Annotated in this window: 25 protein-coding genes and 2 pseudogenes; 15 read left to right on the top strand and 12 right to left on the bottom strand. The window is 57.6% G+C overall.

What is annotated here, in order from left to right:
• Positions 1–151 precede the first annotated feature (151 nt).
• Together KGFNPO_RS04590 and pgm are read right to left on the bottom strand one after the other, a co-directional pair.
• Entirely contained in the window at positions 152–724 is a 573-nt protein-coding gene (locus KGFNPO_RS04590; RefSeq protein ID WP_472633312.1) for a DUF488 domain-containing protein, read from the bottom strand.
• 117 nt (positions 725–841) lie between these two features.
• A complete protein-coding gene (gene pgm / locus KGFNPO_RS04585; RefSeq protein WP_472633311.1) occupies positions 842–2,494 on the bottom strand; it encodes a phosphoglucomutase (alpha-D-glucose-1,6-bisphosphate-dependent) in 1,653 nt (550 codons plus the stop codon).
• A gap of 408 nt (positions 2,495–2,902) precedes the next feature.
• Between pgm and KGFNPO_RS04580 the strand changes: the two genes are divergently transcribed.
• Together KGFNPO_RS04580 and KGFNPO_RS04575 are read left to right on the top strand one after the other, a co-directional pair.
• The gene (locus KGFNPO_RS04580; RefSeq protein ID WP_472633310.1) at positions 2,903–4,546 is read left to right on the top strand and encodes a DUF342 domain-containing protein; all 1,644 of its coding nucleotides are present in this window, start codon (positions 2,903–2,905) and stop codon (positions 4,544–4,546) included.
• Between the two features lie 215 nt (positions 4,547–4,761).
• Positions 4,762–5,775, top strand: coding sequence for an AI-2E family transporter (locus KGFNPO_RS04575; protein ID WP_472633309.1), 1,014 nt, complete (start codon positions 4,762–4,764; stop codon positions 5,773–5,775).
• A gap of 263 nt (positions 5,776–6,038) precedes the next feature.
• Here KGFNPO_RS04575 and KGFNPO_RS04570 read toward each other — a convergent pair whose 3' ends face one another.
• From KGFNPO_RS04570 to KGFNPO_RS04550, 5 genes are all read right to left on the bottom strand, one after another.
• A complete protein-coding gene (locus tag KGFNPO_RS04570; RefSeq protein ID WP_472633308.1) occupies positions 6,039–7,187 on the bottom strand; it encodes a branched-chain amino acid ABC transporter substrate-binding protein in 1,149 nt (382 codons plus the stop codon).
• 54 nt (positions 7,188–7,241) lie between these two features.
• Positions 7,242–7,649, bottom strand: coding sequence for a hypothetical protein (locus KGFNPO_RS04565; RefSeq protein WP_472633307.1), 408 nt, complete (start codon positions 7,647–7,649; stop codon positions 7,242–7,244).
• Positions 7,627–7,830, bottom strand: coding sequence for a heavy-metal-associated domain-containing protein (locus tag KGFNPO_RS04560; RefSeq protein WP_472633306.1), 204 nt, complete (start codon positions 7,828–7,830; stop codon positions 7,627–7,629). Before KGFNPO_RS04560 ends, KGFNPO_RS04565 begins: the two co-directional genes overlap by 23 nt.
• Positions 7,831–8,000: 170 nt before the next feature.
• Positions 8,001–9,890, bottom strand: coding sequence for a DEAD/DEAH box helicase (locus KGFNPO_RS04555; RefSeq protein ID WP_472633305.1), 1,890 nt, complete (start codon positions 9,888–9,890; stop codon positions 8,001–8,003).
• 241 nt (positions 9,891–10,131) lie between these two features.
• Positions 10,132–11,490 carry a sigma-54 interaction domain-containing protein gene (locus tag KGFNPO_RS04550; RefSeq protein WP_472633304.1) on the bottom strand — a complete coding sequence of 453 codons (1,359 nt, stop codon included), beginning with the start codon at positions 11,488–11,490 and terminating at the stop codon, positions 10,132–10,134.
• Positions 11,491–11,679: 189 nt separating this feature from the next.
• Between KGFNPO_RS04550 and cydP the strand changes: the two genes are divergently transcribed.
• From cydP to KGFNPO_RS04505, 9 genes are all read left to right on the top strand, one after another.
• A complete protein-coding gene (cydP, locus tag KGFNPO_RS04545; protein WP_472633303.1) occupies positions 11,680–11,892 on the top strand; it encodes a cytochrome oxidase putative small subunit CydP in 213 nt (70 codons plus the stop codon).
• Positions 11,893–11,899: 7 nt separating this feature from the next.
• On the top strand, positions 11,900–12,517 hold the full coding sequence (locus KGFNPO_RS04540; protein WP_472633302.1) for an MBL fold metallo-hydrolase: 618 nt from the start codon (positions 11,900–11,902) through the stop codon (positions 12,515–12,517).
• 102 nt (positions 12,518–12,619) lie between these two features.
• Entirely contained in the window at positions 12,620–13,708 is a 1,089-nt protein-coding gene (locus KGFNPO_RS04535; protein WP_472634386.1) for an NAD(P)/FAD-dependent oxidoreductase, read from the top strand.
• A gap of 31 nt (positions 13,709–13,739) precedes the next feature.
• Positions 13,740–14,171, top strand: coding sequence for a group II truncated hemoglobin (locus tag KGFNPO_RS04530; protein WP_472633300.1), 432 nt, complete (start codon positions 13,740–13,742; stop codon positions 14,169–14,171).
• 140 nt (positions 14,172–14,311) lie between these two features.
• The gene (locus KGFNPO_RS04525) at positions 14,312–14,782 is read left to right on the top strand and encodes a PaaI family thioesterase (protein WP_472633299.1); all 471 of its coding nucleotides are present in this window, start codon (positions 14,312–14,314) and stop codon (positions 14,780–14,782) included.
• A 224-nt stretch (positions 14,783–15,006) separates the two neighbouring features.
• Complete coding sequence (locus KGFNPO_RS04520; protein WP_472633298.1) at positions 15,007–15,387, top strand: rhodanese-like domain-containing protein; 381 nt, start codon at positions 15,007–15,009, stop codon at positions 15,385–15,387.
• A gap of 187 nt (positions 15,388–15,574) precedes the next feature.
• The gene (locus KGFNPO_RS04515) at positions 15,575–15,787 is read left to right on the top strand and encodes a hypothetical protein (RefSeq protein ID WP_472633296.1); all 213 of its coding nucleotides are present in this window, start codon (positions 15,575–15,577) and stop codon (positions 15,785–15,787) included.
• A 42-nt stretch (positions 15,788–15,829) separates the two neighbouring features.
• Positions 15,830–16,468, top strand: a complete 639-nt coding sequence (locus KGFNPO_RS04510; RefSeq protein ID WP_472633295.1) for a class I SAM-dependent methyltransferase — start codon at positions 15,830–15,832, stop codon at positions 16,466–16,468.
• Positions 16,469–16,567: 99 nt separating this feature from the next.
• Positions 16,568–17,143: a Tll0287-like domain-containing protein gene (locus KGFNPO_RS04505; RefSeq protein ID WP_472633294.1), complete on the top strand. Its 576-nt coding sequence runs from the start codon at positions 16,568–16,570 to the stop codon at positions 17,141–17,143.
• Between the two features lie 608 nt (positions 17,144–17,751).
• Here the strand turns inward: KGFNPO_RS04505 and KGFNPO_RS04500 are convergent.
• Positions 17,752–18,170 (bottom strand): annotated as a pseudogene (locus KGFNPO_RS04500) (OsmC family protein); the annotation flags it as partial.
• Between the two features lie 9 nt (positions 18,171–18,179).
• Between KGFNPO_RS04500 and KGFNPO_RS04495 the strand changes: the two are divergent.
• Positions 18,180–19,046 carry a class I SAM-dependent methyltransferase gene (locus KGFNPO_RS04495; RefSeq protein WP_472633293.1) on the top strand — a complete coding sequence of 289 codons (867 nt, stop codon included), beginning with the start codon at positions 18,180–18,182 and terminating at the stop codon, positions 19,044–19,046.
• Between the two features lie 246 nt (positions 19,047–19,292).
• Here the strand turns inward: KGFNPO_RS04495 and fusA are convergent, their stop codons facing one another.
• From fusA to otnI, 3 genes are all read right to left on the bottom strand, one after another.
• Positions 19,293–21,404, bottom strand: a complete 2,112-nt coding sequence (fusA, locus tag KGFNPO_RS04490) for an elongation factor G (protein ID WP_472633292.1) — start codon at positions 21,402–21,404, stop codon at positions 19,293–19,295.
• 360 nt (positions 21,405–21,764) lie between these two features.
• Positions 21,765–21,992 carry a hypothetical protein gene (locus KGFNPO_RS04485; RefSeq protein WP_472633291.1) on the bottom strand — a complete coding sequence of 76 codons (228 nt, stop codon included), beginning with the start codon at positions 21,990–21,992 and terminating at the stop codon, positions 21,765–21,767.
• Between the two features lie 51 nt (positions 21,993–22,043).
• Positions 22,044–22,841: a 2-oxo-tetronate isomerase gene (gene otnI / locus KGFNPO_RS04480; protein ID WP_472633290.1), complete on the bottom strand. Its 798-nt coding sequence runs from the start codon at positions 22,839–22,841 to the stop codon at positions 22,044–22,046.
• Positions 22,842–23,030: 189 nt separating this feature from the next.
• On the opposite strand from otnI, the gene KGFNPO_RS04475 reads away from it, so the two are divergent.
• Positions 23,031–24,353, top strand: a complete 1,323-nt coding sequence (locus tag KGFNPO_RS04475; protein WP_472633289.1) for a ferredoxin reductase family protein — start codon at positions 23,031–23,033, stop codon at positions 24,351–24,353.
• Positions 24,354–24,410: 57 nt separating this feature from the next.
• On the opposite strand, the pseudogene KGFNPO_RS04470 reads toward KGFNPO_RS04475, so the two are convergent.
• Positions 24,411–24,527 (bottom strand): annotated as a pseudogene (locus tag KGFNPO_RS04470) (helix-turn-helix domain-containing protein); the annotation flags it as partial.
• A 437-nt stretch (positions 24,528–24,964) separates the two neighbouring features.
• Between KGFNPO_RS04470 and KGFNPO_RS04465 the strand changes: the two are divergent.
• Together KGFNPO_RS04465 and KGFNPO_RS04460 are read left to right on the top strand one after the other, a co-directional pair.
• On the top strand, positions 24,965–25,117 hold the full coding sequence (locus tag KGFNPO_RS04465; RefSeq protein ID WP_472633288.1) for a hypothetical protein: 153 nt from the start codon (positions 24,965–24,967) through the stop codon (positions 25,115–25,117).
• Positions 25,114–26,175: an acyltransferase family protein gene (locus KGFNPO_RS04460; RefSeq protein ID WP_472633287.1), complete on the top strand. Its 1,062-nt coding sequence runs from the start codon at positions 25,114–25,116 to the stop codon at positions 26,173–26,175. Before KGFNPO_RS04465 ends, KGFNPO_RS04460 begins: the two co-directional genes overlap by 4 nt.
• Positions 26,176–26,359 lie beyond the last annotated feature (184 nt).

Here is a 26,359-nt window from a genome sequence, read left to right as displayed (position 1 = left end):
CGCCGACGCATATAAAATTATCAATTTTTCTAATGCTGCAACGATGCATCACATTCTACTAGGCCGTCTTTCAAGGCATACCGGCTTTGCCTGCCGATCCGGAATGCGCCAGCAGACTTGCGCCAATCTGCGTTTTTACCGGACAGAAGAATCACAGCAACGGTGCGTCGTTTTCTGCCGCACCGTAGGTCAACCTGCCTTCGACAATGCGCGCCGGCCCAGTCCATGGATGGAGCGTGCTGTGTTTTGCATCGAGGATATGCACCACATCGATGCCGCGCGCGCGCAGGGCATCGGCGATCATCGAGCGGTGACAGCGCCACCACAGGGATTCCGCGCACATCAGGGTGGTGCGCAAACGCCGCGCAAGTTCCAGAAACTGATCGAGACCCGCGCCGAATTCCGGCGTCTGCATATAGTCGGCGTAGCTGCGGAAACTAATATTGCGCCAGGCAGTATTGGGCGAATCCGGAACCGGCCGGCGGCGTCCGCCGAGCGCCGGCAGCCAATGATATTCAAGCTGGTGTTGGGTCAGGCTAGCTTGCAACGCGAGCCGGCCAAAGTGCGGATAGCGGCGCGAGCCAGGAAAACTGCGCACGTCCGCCACCGCCTCGATCCGGTACTGCGCCAGCAGCGCCAGAAAATCATCCAGCGCATGCGTCGAATGGCCGATAGTCCAGACCGTTAGCGCATTAGCATTAGTATTACTTGCCGACTCGCTCACAGACGCCTCCGATCACCCGCCAAACATCCCGCCTGCAGCAGCGCCCTGGCCCGGCGGCGGCTTCCATGCCAGACGTGCCAGCGCTCAGGATGCCATTTCGCTGTGCCACTGACGATATCAACGCGTTGTGAGCGCGGCATCGACGATGCTTTGCGCCTCCTGCACCATCAATTTCAGGTGCGCCTTGCTCTTGAAGCTTTCCGCGTAAATCTTGTAGATGTCTTCGGTGCCGGACGGGCGTGCCGCGAACCAGCCACTGGCGGTGATCACCTTGATGCCACCAATCGGCGCGTCGTTGCCCGGCGCATGATCGAGCACGCTTTCGATCTTCTCGCCCGCCATCTCGGTGCTGTGTATCTGGCTGGGCGACAGCTTCGCCAATCGGCTTTTTTGCTCGGCAGTCGCCGGCGCTTCGACCCGATCCGTGAACGGCTCGCCCAAATCACGCACCAGGTCGCGATACAGATCGCCGATATCGCGACCGCTGCGCGCAGTAATTTCCGCCGCCAGCAACGACGCCACGATGCCGTCCTTGTCGGTAGTCCAGACGGTGCCGTCGATGCGGCTGAAAGTTGCGCCGGCGCTTTCCTCGCAACCGAAACCGAGCGAACCGTCGCACAGGCCATCGACGAACCACTTGAAGCCGACCGGAACCTCGTACAGCTTGCGTCCCAGCCGCTGCGTCACGCGGTCGATCAGCGCGCTGCTGACCACCGATTTGCCGACTGCCGCTTGCGGGTTCCAGTGCGGACGATTGCGGAACAGATAATCGATCGCGACGCTCAGGTAATGGTTGGTCGGCAGCAGCCCGGCACCTGGCGTCACGATGCCATGACGGTCGTAATCGGTGTCGCAGGCGAACCCGACCTCAAAGCGATCCTTCAATCCGATCAGCCGCTGCATCGCATAGGACGAAGATGGGTCCATGCGAATCTTGCCGTCCCAGTCCAGCGACATGAAGCTGAAAGTCGGGTCGACTGCGTCGCTGACCACGCTCAGATCGAGCCGGTAGCGCTCGGCGATCCGGGCCCAGTAATGCACGCCGGCGCCGCCCAGCGGGTCCACCCCCATGCGGATGCCGGAAGTTCGAATCACATCGAGATCGAGCACGCTGCCCAGGTCGGCGACGTAGGCTTCCAGATAATCGTACTCATGCGTGGTAGCAGCGCGGCGCGCTTGCGCCAGCGGCATGCGGCGCACTTGCTTCAAGCCGGTTTCGAGCAGGGCGTTGGCCCTGGCTTGAATCCAGCCGGTAACGCCGGTATCGGCCGGGCCCCCGTTCGGCGGGTTGTATTTGAAGCCACCGTCGGCGGGCGGGTTGTGCGAGGGCGTGATGACGATGCCGTCAGCCAGCCCCGCTGTGCGGCCGCGGTTATAGACCAGAATCGCATGCGAAACCGCTGGCGTGGGCGTGAATTCGCCGCCCTTGGAAATCATCGTTTCGACGCCGTTGGCGGCCAACACTTCCAGCGCGCTTTCGAACGCCGGCTGCGACAGCGCATGGGTATCCATGCCGATGTACAGCGGGCCATCAATGCCCTGGGTTTTGCGGTATTCGCAAATCGCCTGACTGATCGCCAGCACATGCGATTCATTAAAACTGCACTCGAACGAGCTGCCGCGATGACCGGAGGTGCCGAAAGCGACGCGCTGGGCTGGCACCGAAGGATCGGGCCGCAGATCGACATACGCCGCCAGCAGTTTCGGCACATCGATCAGCAGCGACTGCGACGCCGGCTTGCCGGCAAGCGGGCTGATTGCGGTGCTCATGCGCAGATCTCCGGCAGGCGATAACGCCGGATCAGGCAGATGGAAAATTCGGTAGATGCGAATAATGGGTTCATGACGATGCTCGTTGTGGTGTTCAGTGGGCTAGAGAGGAATAGTTACGATGCAATGCGGTATGAATGCGGTAGGACTATTGCGATTTTAATAATACTACGAAAAATCATCCCTCTCTGTGCGCTAGCCAACATAGCCTGCATTTTGTACGACAAAACCGTCATCCGGGGTAAACCTGCAAGGCTGACTGCCAAGCCGGGCGGCTTTGGCTGGCCGGTCCAGAATGCACAGGAATCTTCCGGGAATCGTAGCGCGAGGTCTGCTGGTCTCTGCACGTTTTGAATGGTAATCTTGGGGCCACTTAATGTTTCCCTCTTACAACACGGTGAGGATGTAATGGAAAACCCAGCTCCAGCTGTAATTGCCCTGTCATTTATTCTGCAGCAGGAAAGCGGCGAACTGGTCGCCCGCTACGATCCGTCCGCTGGCGGCAGCCCGCCCGACCTGGCACTGCTGACCCGCCTGCTGGGCGAGCAAGGCTTTGGCGACTTTCTGCTCCCGCAAGCTGCGCTACGCGACTTCATTGCGCGCTGCGGCAATCTCGCTGGCAAGTTCGAAATGCCGATCGGCAAGCGCTGCGATGGCGCATTCAAACTGACGCTGATGGATGACTTGCTAAGCGCCCATCTGACGCTGAACCCGCCGCACGGCGGAAGCCCGGTAGAAGCCAGCGCGGTGCTGGCAAGCCTGCGCGAACAAGGCATTATCCACGGGCTACAGCAACCGGCAATCGATGCTGCACTGAGCGCCGGCCACTGCGAACATTTATGTATTGCCAAGGGTGACGCGCCGGTGCAAGGCACACCCGGCAGCTTCGAAAGCTTGCTGGCAGATCCGTCGCAGCCGCTTTCCGATGCCGATGCCGCCGACAACGCGGTGATCCGCTACAACGACCTGTGCCATTTGTTGCTGGTGCATCCGGGCCAACCCTTGATGCGCCGCATCGCGCCAATTGCGGGCAGCAACGGCATCAACATCAAGGGTGCGGTGATATTGGCAAACCCGCTTCCAACGATCGCGTTCGCAGTCGCTCTTGAAGGCGTGGCAACCGACCCGATTGATCCCGATCTGCTGCTGGCCGCGCGTGCCGGACAACCGGTAGTGCAACGCAATGGGGTCACCATCAACAACGTACTGGAAGTGCCCGAGCTGAATCTGAACACCGGCAATATCGTTTTCGAGGGCACGATCCGGATTCAGGGCGATATCAAATCCGGCATGCAACTCAAAGTAACCGGCGACGTCATCGTACTCGGCACGGTCGAAGCGGCCGAAATCATCGCCGGCGGCAACGTCGCGGTCAACGGCGGCATCATCGGCCATGGCAATCCGACACCGGGTGCCAAAACACTGCCCGCCAGCACTGCCCGCATTCAATGCCAGGGTTCGGTGCAAGCCTTGTTCATCGAACATGCGCACATCGAGGCTGGCGATTCGATCCATATTGCCGGCCATGCCCGCCAATCCGAACTGTACGCCGGCAATGCAGTTTTGGTCGGCAAACCAGGCGCCAAAAACAGCCATATAGCCGGCGGCGTGGTGCAGGCAACCCTGCTGGTCAGGACGCCGATCCTGGGCTCCGCGTCCGGCATGCAAACCAGCGTCCAGGTCGGCTCCGACCCGTATCTTGGGATAGAAATCGCCGCGCAGGAAAATCGACTGCAAGCCAAACTGGCGGAACTGGAGCAAATCTGCAAGTTGTTGGCCTATCTCAAGCAGAATCCCCAGAAAGGCGCAGGCGGCCTGGACGAAAAAGCGCACGCCACATTCAAACAGTTAACCGCGGAGATCCAGATATTGATCACAGAAAAGGCAGAACTTGCCGCCAAGCAAAAACTTACCGAGCAGTCCAGAATAGAAGTCAGCCACACCCTGTATGAAGGCGTGGAGCTGCGGATCGGCAAACAAGTCTGGCCGGTGCATGAAAACCGGGCCGGCGGCGTTTTTTTGCTGGAAAATGGCTTGATTATTTGCAACTGATGGCGACTTCACATACTGATTAATGTATTTTTAAAGCCGCTTTATATACTTGCGCAAAGGCATTACTTTATCAACATACCCCCTATTTTATTGGCATCTAAGCGACCCATTCACCGCACCATTTTGTTCTCGACACAGGTGCCTCAACCCTATTTCGATTGAGTTTATTGACAAGCAGTGGCTTAATCACGCTCACCTTCCCATTCATCATCCCCATGAACAAACCAAACCAGATCACTTTGCCGGTCGCAGTCTCTTACGCACTGATGGCAGTGGTGTTATTTGTTGTCCTCAAATCGGGCCTGCTGCTGGCGCTGTTTTCGGGTTTGCTGGTGCATTCGCTGGTGCATCTGGTGGCGCCCACGATTGCCAAAAAATTCAGCAACAGCCAGGCGCGCTGGATCGCGGTTGCCTTGCTGTCCGGGCTGATTGTGGCGGCCTTGTCGGCCTTGATCTGGGCGATATTTGCATTTGCGCGCAGCGATACCGGCAATCTTTCCGCGCTGCTGCAAAAGCTGGCCGACATTATCGAAGCGTCGCGGGATCAAACGCCGGACTGGGTGCGCGAACATTTGCCGGATGGCGTCGATGCGCTGCGCGCACTCCTGACCGACTGGCTGCGGGCACACGCGGGCGAGGCAAAATTGCTGGGGCAAGAAGCCGGGCGCATCATCGTCCATCTGCTGCTCGGCATGATCATCGGCAGCATGGTCGCGCTGCAGGACGCCACTGCGCATGCGCACTACCTGCCATTTGCCGCTGCGCTACATCAACGGGTGGTCAATTTGCGCGAAATTTTCCAGAAAGTGGTGTTCGCCCAAGTCCGGATTTCGCTCATCAACACCACCTTCACCGCGCTTTACCTGATGGTGGTGTTGCCGCTGGCAGGCGTGCATCTGCCATTTACCAAGAGCATGATTGCCATCACCTTCATTGCCGGCCTGATACCGGTGGTCGGCAACATCGTGTCGAACACGGTGATCGTGATCGTGGCCTTGTCGCACGGCTTGCATACGGCGATTTCCTCACTGATCTTCATGATCGTGATTCACAAGATGGAGTATTTTTTGAATGCCAGAATCATCGGCGCCAAAGTCAACGCCCGCGCGTGGGAATTGCTGACCGCGATACTGGTAATGGAAACGCTGTTCGGCCTGCACGGCGTGGTTGCAGCGCCGGTGTTTTACGCCTACATCAAGAAGGAATTGCACGATTGCGGCTGGGTGTAGAGGATTTTTAGTATTTACGCAAGGCGTATGCAAGACATCAAAATCTTTTGTCCACGAAAGACACGAAAAGCACGAAAGACAGCATCAAACCCTCCTTGTGGATATCGCAGAAAAGGTTTGTTCGTGCCTTTCGTGTTTTTCGTGGACAGAATTTTTGTACGTATCAACTAACAAATAAAAATGCCGGCGCAACCATTATTCGGTTGCACCGGCATTTTGTCATGCGCCAGCATGCAGGTTTAACTACAAAGCGCCCACCTCGCTTACTTGGTCACGGTCACCAGAGTGCGCTTGCCGTCCTTGTACGTGTAGATCGTCAGCGCGCCATTCCTGATGTCGCCTTTGGCGTCGAAGGCGATGATGCCAGACACGCCCTTGTAGTTGATCTTGGCCAAAAACGGCAGATATTTTGCCGGCGCGACCGAATTGGCTTGCTGCATCGCAGCGATCATGGCGTTGGTGGCGTCAAATGAATACGGCGAATAGATCTGGACTTCGGTATTGAATTTCTTCTTGTAGGCAGTCTTGAAGTTGTCCAGCGATTTTTTGTTGGCGTCAATCACACCGCCCGCTTCCGCGCAATACACCTGGCCTTCGCCCAGCGCATCGCCGGCCAGCTTGCCAAGCTCGCCGGTGCAAATGGCGTCGCCACCGATGAACTTGGCATGAATGCCGAGTTGCTTCATCTGGCGCAGCATCGGGCCAGCTACCGAATCGAGCCCGCCGAAGAAGATCACGTCGGGATTTTTGCCCTTGATCGCGGTCAGAATCGCGTTGAAGTCAGTCGCTTTATCCGTGGTGTACTGCGTTGATACGATGTTGGCGCTTGCCGACTGCTTCTTGACGCTCTTGGCAAACTCGGACGCAAGGCCCTGGCCGTATGCGGTACGGTCGTCGATCACCGCAATATTTTTGGCTTTCAGGACATCGGTGGCGTAACGGCCGAGCGCGCCGCCGAGCTGACTGTCGTTGGCGACTACGCGAAAGGTCGTGTTGTAGCCTTGTTGGGTGTATTTCGGATTGGTCGCGGCAGGGGAAATCTGCGGAATGCCGGCGTTGTGATAAATGCGCGAAGCGGGGATCGTGGTGCCGGAATTGAGGTGACCAATGACGCCACTGACTTTCGCATCCACCAGTTTTTGCGCCACGGTGGTGGCTTGTCTTGGATCGCCGGCATCATCTTCGGCCAGCAATTTGAACTGGATTTTATTGCCGCCAATGACGATGTTTTTGGCGTTCTGTTCCTCGATCGCCATGCGCACGCCGTTTTCAACGTCCTTGCCAATGTGGGCGATACCGCCGGAAATCGGTGCGACGTGACCAATCTTGACGACTTGTTCTGCGGCGGCTGCATTGCCTGCGATAGCGAACGCCATCGCGCCCAGTAGTGGAATTAATTTTGTCTGATTCATGGAGAATTTACTCAGTGGTGGAAATGGGAGGTGCAGCCGGCTGATATTGACCACTCAGCGATGCGGCGGAATGCGCTTTCTGTTCAAATGGAAATCGTGGCGCAAGACCAGGGTTGTTGACGCGACCAAACTGCTGAGCCCCAGCACCAATTGCACTAAGTTGTCATCGGGGAAATGCCAGATTTGAGAGTCAGGTTGCGCCACATTGACGGCGGCCGCAATCACGGGCGCGGCCCACTGCGCATCCGGCGTCACATCCAGCAAGACATAAGCTTCCGAGGTGCTATGCAAAAAAATATCGCCCCCTTCCGCCAGGGAAAAGCAGACACCGTAACCGCTTGTGCTGACTTCGGGTAGGCACTGTTGCAGGGCCTGGTTCAGATTTTCAATCCAGGCCTCGGCCTCAAAGGGCGTCAGCAAGTGCATCCAGGGAACGGGTTCAGGAAGCGTCAAAGCCGGCATCCAGGATTACCTGACGAATATCTTCGTGCGACACCATCGGTCCATGCCCGACGCTGGCTTCTGCGTTGACCAGAGAAACCTCAACGTGGCCGATGCCGGGCAGATCCTGGATCGCATTGGTGACCAGGCGAACGCATTGCGCGTTCTCCATGCCAGTCACTTTGATCAGTGTAGTTTTCAATTTTTAGACCGATCTGGCAAAAATCCAATGAAGTATTGACCTTACGCGTTCGCCAAACAGGACGAGTCGGAATCAGTAGTCGGGTTAGTGAGTGTGTAACCCGACATTCCCCGCCGCAAATGTCGGGTTACGCGATGAAGCCGCTAACCCGACCTACTGACTGCTCAACATTACGCCGGCTTGGGGCCTTTGCGATGTGGCTTGGCAAAATCGCTTTTGGCTTTGAACGGCGGTTTGTCACCGAATTTTTTCTCGCCCACGCGTCTATCGCCGCCCGTTTTGGTAGCAGAAAACGGCGTTTTCTTGCCGGCGGGTTTATCGGCGTTATTCGGTGCTTCGCCATCGCGGCTGATACGCAACTGTTGTCCAGCCACCCACACGGTTTTCAGATGATCGAGCAGCTCTTTTGGCATGTCGGCTGGCAAATCCAGCATGCTGTAATCATCCTGGATGTCGATGCGACCGATGTTTTTGGAGTCCAGCCCGGCTTCGTTGGCAATCGCGCCGACAATATTGCCGGGCTTGACGCCGTGCGCATGACCGACTTCGATGCGGAAAGTCTGCATGCCGGCGTCAGTCGGGCGCTCGCTCCGTTCTTTCCTTGGAAAAGCCGGACGCTCGGTTTGATCCTTGCGCTCAGGGCGATCAAACCGCTCCTGCCGTTCAGGACGATCAAACTTGTTGAAACGGGCAGGTTTTTCATCGAACCGGGCAGGCGCTGCTTGTGGCTCGCGCTGTTTTTTATCCAGCAATAGCGGCACATTGCCGCGTGCCATTTTCGCCAATGCCGCCGCGATTTCAAGCGCCGGCACATTGTGCTCGCGCTCATACTCTTCAATCAGCGATGTGAATACTTCCAGTTCGCCCAAGTCCAGGGTTTCGCTGATTTGATCCTTGAACTTGGCAATGCGCACGTCGTTGACCACTTGCACGGTCGGCAATTCCAATTGCGAAATCGGTTGCCGGGTCGCGCGTTCAATCGCCTTCAGCAAATTCCGTTCACGCGGGGTGATGAATAGAATCGCCTCGCCGCTGCGGCCGGCGCGGCCGGTGCGGCCGATGCGGTGGGTATAGCTTTCCGGATCGTGCGGCACATCGTAATTGATCACGTGACTGATGCGTTCCACATCCAGTCCGCGGGCGGCGACATCGGTGGCGACCAGAATATCAATCTCGCCGCTCTTCAATTGCCCGATGGTGCGTTCGCGCTGTTGCTGCTGAATATCGCCATTAATCGCCGCTGCAGAAAAACCACGCGCCTGCAATTTGCTGGCCAATTCTTCGGTACCCAGTTTGGTCCGCGAAAAAATGATCATGCCGTCAAATGTTTCAGCTTCCAGAATCCGCGTCAGCGCGTCGAGCTTATGCATGCCACTGACCAGCCAGTAGCGCTGGCGAATATTGTCGGCGGTGCCTGTTTTGGCGGCGATCGTGACTTCCGTCGGCTTACGCAAATAGGTTTGGGCGATGCGCTTGATGGCCGACGGCATGGTGGCGGAGAACAACGCGGTTTGGCGCGTTTCCGGTGTTTCCTGCAAGATGCGCTCGACATCATCGATGAAACCCATGCGCAGCATCTCATCGGCTTCATCGAGTACCAGCGTTTTCAGTTTCGACAGATCCAGCGCCCCCTTATCGAGGTGATCAATCACACGACCGGGCGTACCAACCACCACATGCACGCCGCGGCGTAATGCGGAGAGTTGCGCGCCATAACTCTGGCCGCCGTAAATCGGCAGCACATGAAAGCCGGGAATATGCGCGGCGTAACTCTGGAATGCTTCTGCCACCTGAATCGCAAGCTCGCGCGTCGGCGCCAGCACCAGCGCTTGCGGTGTGGTCTGCTTGAGGTCGATGCGGGCCAGAATCGGCAACGCAAAAGCGGCCGTTTTACCGGTGCCGGTTTGCGCCTGGCCAATCACGTCGCGATTGTCCAGCAAAATAGGAATCGTGGCCGCCTGAATCGGCGACGGCAACTCATAGCCGAGATCCTGCAGAACGCGCAACAACGGCGCACTGAGGTTTAAATCGGCAAATAACGGAATAGGTGTTTCAGACATGGTGACGCTCACAAGTTCGCTCGAATCGCACTATGCGAAAGAACGTGGTGCGCAGTTTACTCTGTTGTTGCGCAGGTCGGGGGGGCCGATACCGAGGGTGAATGATGCTAATTGCAAACCAGTCGCATGGCGCAGTCTCAGAAGGCTTCACACGGCCACTAATATTTGGTCGCGACTGACTAGAGTTGACTGCCGCCTTTCGGCGCGCACATTTCGAAGATTGCTTAATTTTGAAGATTGCCTATTCCGATTCCGGCTGATCGAGCCTGTGTAGCTTGCGGTACAGCGAGCGCTCGCTAATGCCTAATTTCGCGGCCAGTTCTGCGCGGCTACCGCGATGGGTCTGGAGTTGGGCGCGCAACGCGTCTCGCTCAATCTCGCGCAGCGGCCGGCCGGGTCCATGAATCGCTGCTTGCAGAGAGTGCGCTGGCTGCAACCCGGCGACAGGCTTCAGAAGCGCTGCCGGGCGAGCATCGGAGTCGAGCGCCCGCTCCACATGCGCCAACTCGATCACCAGCCCGTCGCACAGCAGCGCCGCACGCTCCAGCACGTTGCGCAGTTCGCGCACATTGCCCGGAAATGCGTGCTCGCTTAAGCGCTGCAACGCGTCGCGTGACAGCCTAAGCTGCCGCTGCGGAGCCACCCGTACCAGCAGCGCGATTGCCAGAAGCGGGATATCCTCGACACGCTCGCGCAGTGCCGGCAAGCGAATCGGGAAAGTGCTGAGGCGATAGTACAGATCTTCCCGGAAACGCCCATCGGCAACCAGGGATTGCAGGTCGCGATGCGTGGCGGACACAATGCGTACGTCAGTGCGGCGCAACTCGGTGCTGCCCACGCGGCGATAGGTGCCGCTTTCCAACAGGCGCAACAACTTAACCTGCATCGGCAGCGGGATATCTCCCACCTCGTCAAGGAACAGCGTTCCGCCGCTGGCCGATTCCACCAGTCCGGGCTTGGCGGCGTTGGCGCCGGTAAAGGCACCGCGCTCGTGCCCGAAAAGCTCGCTTTCGAACAATGTCTCCGTCAGACTGGCGCAGTCCACCACTACCAGCGGTGCACTGGCACGTGGGCTGGCTTCATGCACCGCGCGCGCCACTAGCTCCTTGCCGGTGCCTGATTCGCCCAACAGCAGCACACTGGCGTCCGATGGCCCGACACGCGCCACCAACTCCAGCATCCGCTGAAAGGTCGGCGCACGGCCGATCAGCCCTTGCGCTGCCGGCTGCCCCTGGGCTACCCGCAGCGGCTCCATCTTCTCGATAAAGTAAGTCTGATCGCCTTGCGCGTCGTGCAGCGGTACCAGCTCAATGTTGACGTAGGCCTCGCCCCGCGGTGTGTGGTGCAAGTGCAGCACCCGCTCGCGTTGGCCGGATTCACGGGCGCGTGCCAAAGGGCAATTTTCGCCGGATTGGTCGCACGGGGCGCTGAAGTGGTGCGACACCTCATAGCAAGTGCGTCCGATCACGGAAGCTTGCGGGCTGAACTGACGCCGGTAGGCCGCGTTCGCGGCAACGATGCGGTACTGGCGATCAAACAGGATGTGCGGCTCCGGCAATCCCTCCAGGTAAGACACCAGCTCAGGCAAAGGACGAGACATCAGGAGTTCTCCACAAGCGGGGCAAAAAACGCCATTACAAGACTGCCATTATGGCATTGACTGCCAAAATGGCAGTCAAAAATGATGCCATTGTGGCACACAATCATTCCAAAAAATATCCAAGTAATTGTTTTTAAACATTTTTACTGAAATTCGCAATGTGGCACAAAACGTGCAGTGCTTAGAAGCATGACTCGTAATCAACAAGGCCTCCTTCGCCACTTAATAATTGCCGTGCTCATCAAGCTGGTCGTGTTGAGTGTGCTTTGGCGGATGTTCGTGCGTGATGCCCGCGTGAGCGCCCGATTCGTGCCGCGTGCGTTGGTCTGGCGCTGGCTGTTCCCGGAATGGGCCTGCGTTGTGGCATTCGCGTTGGCTGGCTTGCGCAACTTTTTGCATTGATAACACTATGTATTTTCGCATTCTCCATGACGAAGTTAGTGGCACGATGAGTTACCTGCTAGCCGACCTCGACGCCGGCGCAGCGGTGCTGATTGACCCGCGCAGTGTCGACCTTCCCGTGCTCCATGCCATGCTCGATGAACACCGGCTGCGTCTGCAGTGGGTGCTACGCACGCACGAGCACGACAGTCGGCTGCCCGGCGAAGCCGAAGCGTTGCAGGCGTTGGGTGCGCCCTGCATAGAGCATCAAGTCCCATCCGCCAACGCTGGCCTGCTGGCTTTTGGCAATGAACATCTGCGCGTTATTGCCACTCCCGGCCACACGCTGGGCTGCCTGAGCTTCCTGTGGCGTGACCGGCTGTTCTGCGGCGACCTGCTCGCCGTGGACGCCTGCCCATATCAACCGCGACCGGCACTGCCCGAAGCCCTGTGGGACAGCGTCACGCAAAAGGTTTTCACACTACCCGCTGAAACGCTGCTGTTCAGCGGCCATGCGTATCGATCCAGGTCGGTTAGCAACGTGCTAGAGCAACGCCGCTGGCATCCATGGTTTGCCGGTGCCAGCCGCGACGTGTTTCTGTCGCGCGTAGCAGCGCCATCGGTCGCCACCGACACCACAACCTGAGCGCTATATGTGAGAAGGGCCTTCTCTTATGTATTTCGCCAATGTATTGGCAGCATTCGAAGAATCTACAAACGCAAAATGAAACAGGAACTAGACCGCCATATGGATACCAGAATCAACCACGACATTGCCCATAACCTATGCCTCCAACATGTGCCTATCGAAACCGATGCAGTTATCGTCGGCGCTGGACCGGTTGGCTTGTTCCAGGTATTTGAGCTTGGATTACTTGAGATTAAAGCGCACATCATCGATTCGCTGCCAAAAGTGGGAGGGCAGTGCGTGGAACTTTATCCCGATAAACCGATTTACGACATTCCGGCGGTGCCCTCTTGCACCGGCCAGGAACTGACCGACAACTTGCTCAAACAAATTGAGCCATTCGGCGCCACCTTCCATTTGAACCAGGAAGTCACATTGGTGGAACGACGCAAGGACGGGCGTTTTAATCTTGAAACCTCCACCGGTACGTGCTTTATCACCAAAACCATTTTTATCGCAGCCGGGGTCGGTTCATTCCAGCCGCGCACCATCAAGGTTGACGGCATCGAGCGCTTTGAAGGCACGCAACTGTCCTATCGGGTCAAGAATCCCAGTCAATACGAAGGCAAGAATCTGGTCATCATCGGCGGCGGAGATTCCGCGCTGGATTGGGCGTTGCATTTTGTCGGCAAGGCTGAATCGGTAGTTTTGCTGCACAGGCGCGAGGATTTCCGGGCGGCCCCGGCGTCTGTCTCCAGGATGAAAGAGTTATGCGACAACTACGAGATGCAATTTCTGGTTGGTCAAGTAAGCGGTTTTGAAACCCGGGATGCGCTCTTGTCCGAGATCAGAGTGATTGGGCCGGATGGCGTTACCCGTCGCTTGCCACTCGACCAACTGCTGGTGTTTTTCGGCCTGTCTCCCAAACTTGGGCCGATTGCCGAATGGGGTCTCGACATCGAGCGCAAGCAATTGAAAGTCGACACCGAAAAATTTGAAACCAACATACCGGGGATTTTTGCGGTTGGCGACATCAACACCTATCCCGGCAAGAAAAAACTGATCTTGTCCGGCTTCCATGAAGCCGCACTTGCGGCGTTCGGCGCAGCACCGTACATATTCCCGGAAAAGAAAATTTACATGCAGTACACCACCACCTCACCAAAGCTGCACAAGATTCTCGGTGTCGAGAGCCCAGTATTTGATTAATCCGGATTTGTTGTGCACTTTGGAAATACCGATGAATACCCAAGCAGCTGTGACACCCTACGAAGCATTAGGCGGCGAGACCGGCGTACGCGCACTGGTGGTCCGTTTCTACACGCTGATGGACGAGCTTCCCGAGGCTTACGCCGTGCGCCGCATGCATCCTGAAAGCGTCAAGGACAGCGCCGAAAGCCTGTTCGAATTTCTTTCGGGCTGGTTCGGCGGACCGTCACTCTATATCCAGAAAAATGGCCACCCGCGCCTGCGCATGCGGCATGCGCCCTATGCGGTCGGATCGGTGGAGCGCGACGAGTGGATGCTGTGCATGACGCAAGCACTGACCGAGCAGGTGACGGATCAAGTGCTGCGCAGCGGCCTGATCGAAACCTTTGCCCAGATGGCTGACCACATGGTCAACACCGAAGCGGGTTCTGCACCCTGTTCCAATGCAGCTCTTGCGCCATGAAAAAACAATGGATATTTCTGGTACGCACGAAGGATTTGACGACCAGAACGACGTGCGCCGTCAGACCTCGCATTTCTGGTTCCGGCCATCCATACTGACACTGAGCCTATCCAAACATTATTCCCAACTCTGGAGAACCCATGAAAGCCTTTCAGGATTATTACCCCGAAAACCTGTCGCACTGCTACGGCTGCGGCCGACTTAATGCACACGGCCACCAGATCAAGACCTATTGGGATGGCGATGAGACCGTCACGCGATTCACGCCCGAGCCCTACCACATGGCCGTGCCGGGCTTTACCTATGGCGGCCTGATCGCTTCGCTGATCGACTGCCACAGCACCGGTACCGCCGCCGCAGCCATGTACCGTTCTGAAGGCCGGGACATGGACACGCTGCCAGCTTTCCGTTTCGTCACCGGCTCGCTGCATGTGGATTACCTGAAACCAACGCCGCTCACGGGTACGCTGGAAATTCGCGGCCGCATCAAGGAGATCAAAGGCCGCAAAGTGGTGGTGGAAACCACGGTGCTGGCCGGTGGCGTAGCCACGGCACGCGGTGAAGTGGTAGCAGTGCAAATACCGGAGAACTTTGGAGCGACCAACGCTTAGAACAGCGTAGATAGCAGTTTTTTAAAAAATAGGGAGTATTGCCGATTTTATGGCATTTTCCGCATATATATATTGCGGAAAAAAATATACTAACGTTAGTATTAAGCTGACATCGAACTCTCGCATGGCAATCTGGGGAACTGGTCCGGCGCACTCGATTGCCACCTAAAAGCGGCCGGACTGCCATGCGCGCAACAACTCAACCCATATCACAAAGGATTACGATGAAAACCGCTCACGATCTCGTCACCGCCGCCAAGACCCGCATCCAGGAAATTTCGCTGGATGACACTGAACAAGCCATCCTCGACGCCGACGTTTTGCTGGATGTGCGCGAAGCGGACGAATACGCCGCCGGCCACCTTCCCGGCGCCATGCATATCTCACGCGGCATGCTCGAATTCAAACTCAGCAACACTCCTGAACTGAACTCACGCGATCTGAAAATCGTGCTGTACTGCAAAACCAGCGGGCGCGCTGCGCTGGCTGCCTGCGCGCTGCACGACATGGGTTACCTGCAGGTGAAGTCGATAGCAGGCGGCTTCGATGCCTGGGCCGGTGCCGGCAAGCAGGTTGTGAAACCGGCGTTGCCGACCTTCGAATAAGCCAGCTAACAAACCGAATAACAACCCGAAGCCACAAACATCATGCAACCGCCCGCCATCCAGTCTTTCTTTGATCCCGACACCTTCACCGTCACCCATATCGTGTCCGATCCGGTCACGCTGAGGGCGGCATCATCGACAGCGTGCGCTACCTGAAAATCCCCATCAACCTGCTCTGAGCCGAGACATGGACGCAACACTACTCGCCGTCGGACTGGGCGCGCTCGTCGGACTGGTGATGGCGCTGACCGGCGCCGGCGGCGCCATGCTGGCCTTGCCGAAGGGGCGACTGGTCGCCGGCAAGCTGCATCCCGCACATCTGCAGCAAGCGTTTGCCTGGTTCACATTGGCGATTGCGGTATTGATGCTGGCAAGGGCTTTTGGCCTGGCGCTGAGCTGAATTTTAGTTATCTGAATCACTCTTTATGCATTGCGACCCATCATGAATTTCTGGAATCAACAGTTTGCTTCAAATGAATTCAAATACGGCAAACAGCCCAACCGCTTTCTGCGCGAACAGGCTTTCCGCCTGCGCCCCGGCAGCAAAGTGCTGTTGCCGGGCGACGGCGAGGGACGCAATAGCGTGTGGCTGGCGCAACAGGGGCATCACGTCACGGCGATGGACAACTCTTGCGTCGGCCTGCAAAAAGCACTGGAACTGGCGGCGGAACAAGGCGTCAGCATTGAAGTCGTGCAAGCCGATCTGGAACACTGGACGCCGGCAGCCGCAAGTTTCGACGCACTGGTACTGACCTACGTGCATCTGCCGGCAAGCATGCGAGCACAGGCGCACCGGCGGCTGGTCCAGGCGTTGCGCCCGGGCGGGTGGCTGATCCTCGAAGCCTTTCACCCGCGGCAACTCGGACGTCAAAGCGGCGGCCCGAAAGACGCAGCCATGCTGTACACGCTGGACATGCTCCGTTCAGACCTGGCAGCCACTCCTTGCCTGGAACAGCTTATCGCGTGGGAAGGCGAAGCGCTGCTGAACGAAGGCAGCGGCCACCAGGGGCCGGCATTCCTGACTCGCTATGTTGCGCAGCGCGCACCAAGTTTCTCGCCCGCACCAGCGACAAAAAATTAAGCAATAACGGGGCAGCGCCGTTCCGCTGCAAGTGATATGTCCCCCGGCTTAAAACTGCCTGAACGGGCGGCCATACTCGTTTTTTACTGTGAAAAAACCATGCAAAAACACATCATTCTTTCCGCATTAATCGCGTTGACCGCACTTCCCGCACTGGCGGACGACTTGGGCAAGTACACGGAAGAAAGCCGCGCTGCCGTCATGCCTTTTGCAAAGGCGCTGATGGCGGCAAACATGAAAGCCATCAAGGAAGGCGGCCCGGAATCCGCGATCAAGGTGTGCAAGGATATTGCGCCCGCGATGGCCGGTGATATCTCGCGTCAAAACGGCTGGAAACTCACGCGCGTCAGTCTCAAGGTGCGCAACCCGCTGCTCGGCACGCCCGATGAATGGGAGCAAAAGACCCTGATGCAATACGAACAACGTATCGCCAAAGGTGAAAAGCCGGAAACACTGGAAAGCGCCGAGATCGTGAATGAGCCAAACGGCAAATATTTCCGCTACATGAAACCGATCGTGATGCAGCAGGGTTGTGTCGCCTGCCACGGCAAGGCGGATAAAATCTCGGAAGGCGTGCGGGCGCGCCTTGGTGCAGATTATCCGCATGACCAAGCTACCGGCTACACGCCGGGGCAGTTGCGCGGCGGCGTGAGCATCAAACGGGAGATTAACTAACACGGCATCACGCAGCACAAAGTCCAGCGCTTGCCTGCCAAACGGGACACACTCACCCAGACTGGCAGGCAGGCATCTCGGGCAAGCCGGCTTGTGGCTGGATTTGCATTGCATGCAATTGCGAGTATATTTTGAAGCCTATACAAAATATGCGGAAAATTACATAAAAGTTATGATACACCATCTATTTTTACTCAAGATGTATCTATTCAGCCTGCTATGCGATTGATATCCAAGTGACTGCTTTATGTCATTGGCGGTTGTATTGACGCTGTTTTTGAGGTTAGGCCGCTGGGGACGCAGCCGTTTGTGTGCTGCAGAAAATGGATCAGAAATGAAGGCTGTCTGAGCGTAGCGAGTTCCTTCATTTCCCATTTTTTGCAGCACACAAACGGGTACCCGAAGGGCAAGTCTGCGGTCGCCTTTCTTTTGCTTACTTTTCTTTGGCGCCCTCCATGTCAGGCTAGTTGTCGGGCTACCCCCGACAAAGCATCCACGAAGAGTGCAGCGATTAATTAAGTCGTCGACTTTGCAGTCACCCTCTCCCCAACCCTCTCCCGCAAGCGGGCGAGGGGGCATCCATAGCGGGCTGAATAGTTACCGCAAGATGCCAACTTTGCTTCCATCGTGATTTTTGCCTTCAACAGCTTGGATACAGGACAACCGGTCTTGGCCTTGTTTGCAATCTCCTCGAACTTCGCCTGATCCGCACCGGGGATTCTTGCCACCACAGTAAGATGACTGGCCGTGATCTCGAAGCCTTCTCCCACCTTCTCGAGAGTCACGTCAGCATGGGTCCCGATCTTTTCCGGCGTCAAGCCGGACTCTCCGAGCATCAATGACAGTGCCATCGAAAAACAGCCGGCATGCGCGGCTCCGATCAACTCCTCCGGATTCGTGCCCTTGCCGTCTTCGAACCTTGCCTTGAAACCATAGGCGCTTCGTTGAACATCCCGGTTTCGGTGGAAAGCGTGCCACCGCCATCCTTGATGCCGCCTTTCCAGACTGCCCATGCTTTCTTGATCATGATAGCTCCTTGTATTTGCGGGAAAAGGTCGATGCGTTTGCAGGACCCGCCGGTGAGACAGCCAATGTGCCGGGAAATTGCAGGAATCTGCAGGCACAAGCAGGAATACTCAGGAATAAGCAGGAAATCGCAGGCGGTCAGTGGAACCATGATCCGGGCTGCGCCGTCAAAGGCTACAAGCGCGGAGTTGATCAAGAAACGGAGGAAACGGCCATGTCCAATCGCACCCTGAATCTCGACGACACGCTCTACGACTACCTGCTTGCCCATTCCTTGCGCGAGCATCCGGTGCAGACCGCGCTGCGCCGGCAAACCAGCGAACATCCGTATGCGCGCATGCAGATTTCGCCCGAGCAGGGCCAGTTCATGGCGCTGCTGGTGAAGCTGATGGGGGCGCGCCATACCATTGAAGTGGGCGTGTTTACCGGTTACAGCGCGCTTGCTGTCGCCCTGGCCCTGCCCGAGGATGGCACGCTGCTGGCCTGCGATATCAGCGAGGAATACACGCGCCTTGCCCGCCCGCATTGGGAAGCGGCCGGGATTGCGCACAAGATCGATCTGCAACTGGCGCCGGCATTGGAAACGCTCGATGCCCGTTTGGCTGCGGGCGAGGCCGGCAAGTACGACTTCGCCTTTATCGATGCCGACAAAACCGGTTACGACGCCTACTACGAGCGCTGCCTGCAACTGCTGCGCACTGGCGGCCTGATCGTTATCGACAATGTCCTGTGGAGCGGCAGCGTGGCGCGCGTCGCCGAGGACGCGGACACGGCTGCGCTGCAGGCGCTGAATACCAAACTGTACCACGATGCGCGGATTGACCTCTCCATGCTGCCCATAAGCGACGGCCTTACCCTGGCGCGCAAGCGCATATAACCTAGAAACCTCAGTTGACCGCTAATCAGCTTCGATAAGTGATTGAATATATTTAGGATTATGCTATTTAAGTCGTTCACCATTTGGGTGAGAGCGCTACGGGACCGATTGCACATTTCTCCGGCCCTCTGGCGTCGTTGCTTCTCCTAGCAACATGAAGGTTGCTTCGTCGTCGCGCCTAGCCAGAGAGCCGGAAAAACGCACACTCGGCTCCGTCCAACTGAGGTTTCTAGGTTTAATTTTTCATTACCCTTGCCCCCGGTGCGTATGAATCACTGCTTCGGAAATGCCGGCCGGAACCTCGGCGTAATGCCTGAATTCCATGCTGAAAGTGGCGCGGCCCTGGGTCAGGGAGCGCAGCGCGGTCGCGTAGCCGAACATCTCGGTCAGCGGCACTTCGGCGCGGATCGTTTTGCCGGCTCCGCCAGGGATGTCGTCCATGCCCTGGATCATGCCGCGCCGCGCCGACAGGTCGCCGATCACATCCCCGGTTTTTTCTTCCGGGATCTCGACTTCGACTGCCATCATCGGCTCCAGCAGCACCGGGTTGGCCTTGCGGCAGCCGTCCTTGAATGCCATCGAAGCTGCCATCCGGTACGCGTTTTCGTTGGAGTCGACCTCATGCGAAGAGCCGAAGAATAGCGTCACCTTCACATCCACCACCGGGTAGCCGGCCAGGACGCCGGAAGGCAGCGTTTCCAGGATGCCCTTCTCGACTGCCGGAATGAACTCGCGCGGCACGCTGCCGCCTTTGACCGCATCGACGAATTCGAATCCCTTGCCGTGGGGCTGCGGTTCGATCTTCAGCACCACATGGCCGTACTGGCCGCGCCCGCCGGATTGCTTGATGAACTTGCCCTCGCTGGATTCGCAGACTTTGCGGATGGTTTCGCGAAATGCCACCTGCGGCTTGCCGACCGTGGCGGCCACGCCGAACTCGCGCCGCATCCGCTCGACCAGCACTTCCAGATGCAATTCGCCCATGCCGGAAATAATGGTCTGGCCGGATTCCTCGTCGGTGCGAACCCGGAACGACGGGTCTTCCTGCGCCAGGCGGCTCAGCGCCATGCCCATTTTTTCCTGGTCGGCCTTGGTTTTTGGTTCGACTGCCTGCGAAATCACCGGCTCCGGGAACACCATCCGTTCCAGCGTGATGACGCCGGCCGGGTCGCACAGGGTGTCGCCGGTGGTCACGTCCTTCAGGCCGACCACTGCCGCGATGTCGCCCGCATAGACTTCGCTGATTTCGGTGCGATGGTTGGCATGCATCTGCAGCACCCGGCCCACCCTTTCCTTCTTGCCCTTGAGCGGGATGTAGACGCTGTCGCCCGAGTGCATCACGCCGGAATAGACGCGGAAATAGGTCAGGTGGCCGACGAACGGATCGGTCATGATCTTGAAAGCCAGCGCCGCGAATTTTTCATCGTCGCTGGCGCGGCGTTGAATAACTTGATCGCGTTCGTCGTGGCCGGTCACCGGCGGGATGTCGCTGGGTGCCGGCAGAAAGTCGATCACCGCATCCAGCAGCGCCTGCACGCCGCGATTCTTGAAGGCGCTGCCGCACAGCATCGGCACGATTTCGCCGGCGATGGTGCGGGTGCGCAAGCCAGCCTTGATCTCCGCTTCGCTCAGCGCCACGCCGTCCAGGTATTTTTGCAGCAATTCCTCGCTGGCCTCGGCCGCCGCTTCCAGCATCTGGGCCTGCCAGTGCCTGGCGCTGGCCAGCAGTTCGGGCGGAATTTCGCGGTATTCGAATTTCACGCCTTGCGAGGCATCGTCCCAGATGATGGCCTGCATCCTGATCAGGTCGATCACCCCATGGAAATCGTCTTCGGCGCCGACCGGTATCTGCAACGGCACCGGGTTGCCTTTCAGGCGCTCGCGGATCTGCTGCCGGACCCGGAAGAAGTCGGCCCCGACCCGATCCATCTTGTTGACGAAGGCCAGGCGCGGCACCTTGTATTTATTGGCCTGGCGCCATACCGTTTCGGACTGCGGCTGGACCCCGCCGACTGCGTCGTACACCATGCAGGCGCCGTCCAGCACCCGCATTGAGCGTTCAACTTCGATCGTGAAATCGACGTGGCCCGGGGTGTCGATGATGTTGATCCGGTGCGTCGGATAATTGCCGGCCATGCCTTTCCAGAAGCAGGTGGTGGCAGCAGAGGTAATGGTAATGCCGCGTTCCTGTTCCTGCTCCATCCAGTCCATTGTGGCCAGACCTTCGTGGACTTCGCCCATCTTATGGTTGACGCCGGTGTAGAACAGGATGCGCTCGGTGATGGTGGTCTTGCCAGCGTCGATATGGGCACAGATGCCAATATTGCGATAACGCTCGATGGGAGTTTTGCGAGTCACGATAGTTTCTTTTGGAAAAGGTGTCTTACGCTGACAAGGTACGCGGGCACCGGCTGCCATGTCGCAATGCCATAGAGAATTTATATTGCCGAAGTCAGCATCTGTCAATTCGATTGGTCAACTGTTCGCGCAATATTGTTGTGATCGTGGCTGGACTGGATGGGTTGCACACACATCCATATGCGTCGCCGTTAGCGACGGCACGACGCGTAAACAAAAAAATGCCCGCGTACCTTGCGGCGCGGGCTAAATCCAATCTTTTTACGGAGTTGGAGGAGACAGGCAAACTATATCGCAATGCAGCATATGCCCCTAATTTATTATTCAAATATGTATTATTCATGAAACACATAATACGATTCAACGCGGGATGTACCGGCGCGGCAGCACGGGATCGATCGCCGTAGTATTTTTTATCGTCTTCGTCAGGATATTCAGGCGTATATGGGCACTTCGGGGGCACATTGCGAGTACACCACGCGCATTGCAGAGTTTTTCAAGCGCCAAGGCCGAATGCAATTTCAGGTTGCGGGCCTGCAACCGCAACCGGGTGCCGGCTTCGCCGGCGATGATGAAAGAGCCGATCATTGCGGGCTATTGCTGCACAGCAGCAACAAATCCTGACGCTTGCAATACTCTTTACAGCCACGGCTTCAGCCAGTCCAGCCCGGCCGAAGTGCCGGCGCGCGGCCGGTACTCGCAACCGATCCAGCCTTGATAACCGAGGCTGTCGATCAGTTCGAACAGGTAAGGATAATTGATCTCGCCGAGATCCGGCTCGTGCCGATCGGGCACACCGGCGATCTGTATATGGCCGATGCCACCAGTGCCGCACGCTTGACGCGCCATATCGCGTCGCAACTTGACTGCCAGATCGCCTTCCACGATCTGGCAGTGGTATAGATCGAACTGCACCTGCAAGTTATCGGCCGCCACCTCGGCGCAGATGGCTTGCGCCGCATCCTGTCGGTTCAGGAAAAAGCCCGGGATATCGCGGGTATTGATCGGCTCGATCACGACAGTCACGCCTTGCGCCGCCGCCAAGTGCGCCGCATACGACAGATTTTCCAGATACACCGCACGCTGGCGACCTTGGTCTTGCTGCGGCTGTATCAAACCGGCCATCACATGCAGCTTGCTGTTACCCAACACGCGCGCATATTCCAGCGCAGTGTCGATCGAACGCTTGAATTCATCCTCGCGCCCCGGCAGCGACGCCAGGCCGCGTTCGCCGTTCTCCCAGTCGCCGGGCGGCGCATTGAACAAGACTTGCTCAAGCCCGTTATCCGCCAGCAATTGGCGCAAAGTCTCGGCCTGATATTCGTATGGAAACAGGAATTCCACCGCCTTGAAGCCATCCTGCGCCGCCGCTGCAAAGCGGTCGATGAAAGCATGTTCGGTATACATCATGGTGAGATTGGCGGCAAAGCGGGGCATGGCAAATCCTTTGAGACTGAATATCCATTAATGATAACGACCCTCACCACCCCGGGCAATCCTGAACCCAGCATGAACGAGCGCTTCACCGCAGGTTCAGGCGTGATTGCGCAAAATGGTTGCACGGTCACAGATTCGACCGCTCCGCTACCTTGCAGCGGACAGCTCCTCAACTTTCAGGCTCAAACCATGAAAACAATTCTTACTGGCCTTTTGGCCATCGTCACCCTTACTTGGGGTTGGGATATTCTCTCCAGCACCGGTCCGTCCGGCGGCTCCCTTGTATGGACCATGCGTCAGGAAGGCTTGTACCTGACCGGCCTCTTTTCTATTGCGCTGATGTCACTGTCCATGATCCTGTCCACCCGGCCGGCTTGGCTGGAACGGCCGCTGGGCGGCATGGATCGCGTTTATCGTCTACACAAATGGTCGGGTATTCTCGCCATTGGTTTCGCCGCAGCACATTGGCTGATTAAGATGTCGAGCGATGTGCTCAAGACATTGATCGGCAGCGCAGGCCGCTTGCCGAAAGAGCATTACACCGGATTGTTCAACACCCTGCGCCATCTCTCCAAGGACATGGGCGAATGGGCCATTTACATAGTGCTGGCGATGCTGCTGCTCACACTCTGGAAGCGCTTCCCTTATAAATTCTGGCGCCATTTGCACCGGATCATGCCAGCCATCTATTTGGTGCTCGCCTTTCACACCGCGATGCTGGCGCCGCTTGACTACTGGCTGCAACCGGTCGGCGTACTGCTTGTGCTGTTGCTCACAGGTGGCGCAATTTCCAGCGTGCTCTCGCTCACCGGACGCATCGGGCAGCGTCGATTGGTGAGCGGAACGATTGTTTCCGTCAGCAGCAGCGCGGCCGACATCACCGAAGTATGTTGCCGCCTCGACGCAGGCTGGAAAGGCCACCGCCCCGGTCAATTTGCCTTCGTCACTTTTGATCCAAACGAGGGCGCGCATCCGTTCACCATTGCCAGCGCAAACCGGAGCGACCGCAACATTACCTTGCAGATCAAGGGACTGGGCGATTACACCCGCGGCCTGGCGCAGCGACTAACATCCGGGCAAACGGTCAAGGTCGAAGGGCCGTACGGACACTTCGACCTGTCGCGCCGCAACCCGCGTGCGCAGCAGATATGGATTGCCGGCGGCATCGGTATTACGCCGTTCTTCGCCTGGCTCGAATCCTTGCAAGGCAAGCCAGACAAAGCGCCTGTGGCCGATCTGCACTACTGCACACGCGACCGCGACACCGACAATCTGGTTGCGAAACTGGAGTCGCTGTGCGCAACCCTCCCGAGCGTGCGCCTGCACGTGCACGGCGCCCGGCAGGGCGAAGTACTGACCACCGACAACCTGAGCGCCACGCAGACCGGCGCCAAACGCACGGAGGTTTGGTTCTGCGGCCCTCAGGGGCTTGCAGACAGCATCAAAGAGGGTTTGCAAAGCACGCTGAGAAGCCGGCTCCGCTTCCACCAGGAAGCATTCGAGATGCGCTAACGTACGGCGTGCTGCGTGCAGCAGCGCATGCACTAGCATGCGCTGTCGCAACGACTCCGACGGAGTCTGTCCAAACAATTTCCGGTAGTCACTGGAAAACTGGCTGAAATGCCAAAATCCCCAATCTGCCGCAACTTCCTGCACCGTCCGACATCCGGTTAAATCTTTCCGCAGATGCCGGCGCGCACCGTTTCCGGCCTTCGCACTGCTATGGCCACGATGATTTATTGCAATCCTTTAATTTTCAGGATGTTCGTGGCCTTCCTGATACTCGGCACGGCTACTTCCTGCTGACCGGCCACCATCGCGACAATGCGATTTATGCTGCAGCGAAGCACGCTGAAAGCTAATCTGATATCTACCGGATATGCTGAGCCGGATTGCATCCAGCGCAGCCGGACGGGGAGTCTTGCCACGCAGTGCCAGCAAAGGCGACACCAGCTTGGCCGCATCTTGGCCGGAGCAATCCAGCGCACAGTTGGCCTGGGGGTATACTGCCCAAAAAAATCAAGCGCTACCGGCAGGAAACAAACAACACGATGAACGTTACAGGCAATCAAGATAGACCCACACGCGGCATTCTGATTCGGCGCAATGAAACAAGCAACGCAGTGGAAACATGCCATGCCGTTCTAAGCCGGCTCGACGGGCTGGATCTGGCGCCCCATGTGATGGTTGAAGCCGGCGGCTGCATCGACACCACGCGTAAATTCCCGCGCTGGGTTCGCCCCGGCACAACAGACCTGGTGTTGCCCGCCCAATGAAGTCAGTCATGCGGGGCAGGCAAGCGCCTATTGATGCCCTCAAGTTGATCGCCTCGCAATTGATTGTTCTACACCACTTTGCGACTTATGGACCGCTGTCCGATGCCATGAGCGAAGCCGCACCCGCATTGACCGACTGGTTTTACGAATACGCACGCATGGCGGTGCAGGTGTTTCTGGTGCTCGGCGGCTACCTGGCCGTACGGAGTTTTACCGCCACAGGGCAAATCCGCGTGAACGCACCTTGGCGCGCGATCCTCCAGCGCTACCAGCGCCTGATCCTGCCTTTCCTGGCAGCCCTGCTCCTCGCCATCGCCAGTGCGGCGCTGGCCCGTCAATGGATCAGCGACGATTTCATCCCTGACGTACCCACCTGGCGTCAAATGTTATCGCACGCGGCACTGTTGCACAGCGTGCTCGGATACGACGCGCTGTCAGCGGGGGTCTGGTATGTGGCCATCGACTTCCAGCTTTTTGCGCTCGTGACGCTGATGCTGTGGCTGGGCCGCAGCCCGCACTGGCCGCAGGCGCTGCTGCTGAGCCTGATGCTGGCGTCGCTATTCTTTTTCAATCGGGATGAGGGCTGGGACAACTGGGCACTGTACTTTTTCGGGGCCTATGGCATGGGGGCTGCCGCATTCTGGGCTGGCAATTCACGCCGTCCCGGCAGGCTGCTCGGGTTGCTGGCAGGGGTCGGGCTTCTCGCGCTGGCGCTGGATTTTCGGGGACGCATCGCGGTGGCACTGGCTGTAGCCTTGTTACTGGGGGTTCTTAAATGGCGTTACAACACGACCCCCATCCGGCTGGCCCTGCCTGCATCGCTATCGCATGCGGTTGGTGGGTTGGGACAAACTTCATACGCCCTTTTTCTGGTGCATTTTCCAGTCTTGATGATCGGTAATGCGCTGTTTATGCGGCTGGGGCTGAGTGGTACTTGGCCCGCCGTGCTGGTTTTGCTGTGCTGCTGGGTTGCCTGTCTGGGGTTGTCCGTGTTGTTTGAACACTGGATCGAAGCTCCGCTATCCCATCTGGGCCATCACCATCAGCGGCGTGCCTGAAAAAATATACTAGATATGTGTATTTTTTATAAAGCAAGTAATTATATGCGTAATAATCGGTGTTTTTAACGATACTCCAACTAATAATAAAAAAACGTAATTATTCAGTCTGCTATAAGAGACTTCTAAACTGAAGTACTTTCTGGAGCGGCTTTAGCCGCGATCAGGCGCAAGCAATCGCGGC

This window comes from Gelidimonas diazotrophica, assembly GCF_055694025.1.
The sequence above is the reverse complement of the archived record's forward strand: the minus strand, read 5'-3'. Positions and strand labels throughout refer to the sequence as shown.

Excerpts from the sequence above, each read along its gene's own strand:
- pgm (WP_472633311.1), bottom strand. The coding sequence starts at position 2,494 with ATGAGCACCGCAATCAGCCCGCTTGCCGGCAAGCCGGCGTCGCAGTCG.
- KGFNPO_RS04580 (WP_472633310.1), top strand. The coding sequence starts at position 2,903 with ATGGAAAACCCAGCTCCAGCTGTAATTGCCCTGTCATTTATTCTGCAG.
- KGFNPO_RS04575 (WP_472633309.1), top strand. The coding sequence starts at position 4,762 with ATGAACAAACCAAACCAGATCACTTTGCCGGTCGCAGTCTCTTACGCA.
- KGFNPO_RS04570 (WP_472633308.1), bottom strand. The coding sequence starts at position 7,187 with ATGAATCAGACAAAATTAATTCCACTACTGGGCGCGATGGCGTTCGCT.
- KGFNPO_RS04565 (WP_472633307.1), bottom strand. The coding sequence starts at position 7,649 with ATGCCGGCTTTGACGCTTCCTGAACCCGTTCCCTGGATGCACTTGCTG.
- KGFNPO_RS04555 (WP_472633305.1), bottom strand. The coding sequence starts at position 9,890 with ATGTCTGAAACACCTATTCCGTTATTTGCCGATTTAAACCTCAGTGCG.
- KGFNPO_RS04550 (WP_472633304.1), bottom strand. The coding sequence starts at position 11,490 with ATGTCTCGTCCTTTGCCTGAGCTGGTGTCTTACCTGGAGGGATTGCCG.
- cydP (WP_472633303.1), top strand. The coding sequence starts at position 11,680 with ATGACTCGTAATCAACAAGGCCTCCTTCGCCACTTAATAATTGCCGTG.
- KGFNPO_RS04540 (WP_472633302.1), top strand. The coding sequence starts at position 11,900 with ATGTATTTTCGCATTCTCCATGACGAAGTTAGTGGCACGATGAGTTAC.
- KGFNPO_RS04535 (WP_472634386.1), top strand. The coding sequence starts at position 12,620 with ATGGATACCAGAATCAACCACGACATTGCCCATAACCTATGCCTCCAA.
- KGFNPO_RS04530 (WP_472633300.1), top strand. The coding sequence starts at position 13,740 with ATGAATACCCAAGCAGCTGTGACACCCTACGAAGCATTAGGCGGCGAG.
- KGFNPO_RS04525 (WP_472633299.1), top strand. The coding sequence starts at position 14,312 with ATGAAAGCCTTTCAGGATTATTACCCCGAAAACCTGTCGCACTGCTAC.
- KGFNPO_RS04520 (WP_472633298.1), top strand. The coding sequence starts at position 15,007 with ATGAAAACCGCTCACGATCTCGTCACCGCCGCCAAGACCCGCATCCAG.
- KGFNPO_RS04515 (WP_472633296.1), top strand. The coding sequence starts at position 15,575 with ATGGACGCAACACTACTCGCCGTCGGACTGGGCGCGCTCGTCGGACTG.
- KGFNPO_RS04510 (WP_472633295.1), top strand. The coding sequence starts at position 15,830 with ATGAATTTCTGGAATCAACAGTTTGCTTCAAATGAATTCAAATACGGC.
- KGFNPO_RS04505 (WP_472633294.1), top strand. The coding sequence starts at position 16,568 with ATGCAAAAACACATCATTCTTTCCGCATTAATCGCGTTGACCGCACTT.
- KGFNPO_RS04485 (WP_472633291.1), bottom strand. The coding sequence starts at position 21,992 with ATGATCGGCTCTTTCATCATCGCCGGCGAAGCCGGCACCCGGTTGCGG.
- otnI (WP_472633290.1), bottom strand. The coding sequence starts at position 22,841 with ATGCCCCGCTTTGCCGCCAATCTCACCATGATGTATACCGAACATGCT.
- KGFNPO_RS04475 (WP_472633289.1), top strand. The coding sequence starts at position 23,031 with ATGAAAACAATTCTTACTGGCCTTTTGGCCATCGTCACCCTTACTTGG.
- KGFNPO_RS04460 (WP_472633287.1), top strand. The coding sequence starts at position 25,114 with ATGAAGTCAGTCATGCGGGGCAGGCAAGCGCCTATTGATGCCCTCAAG.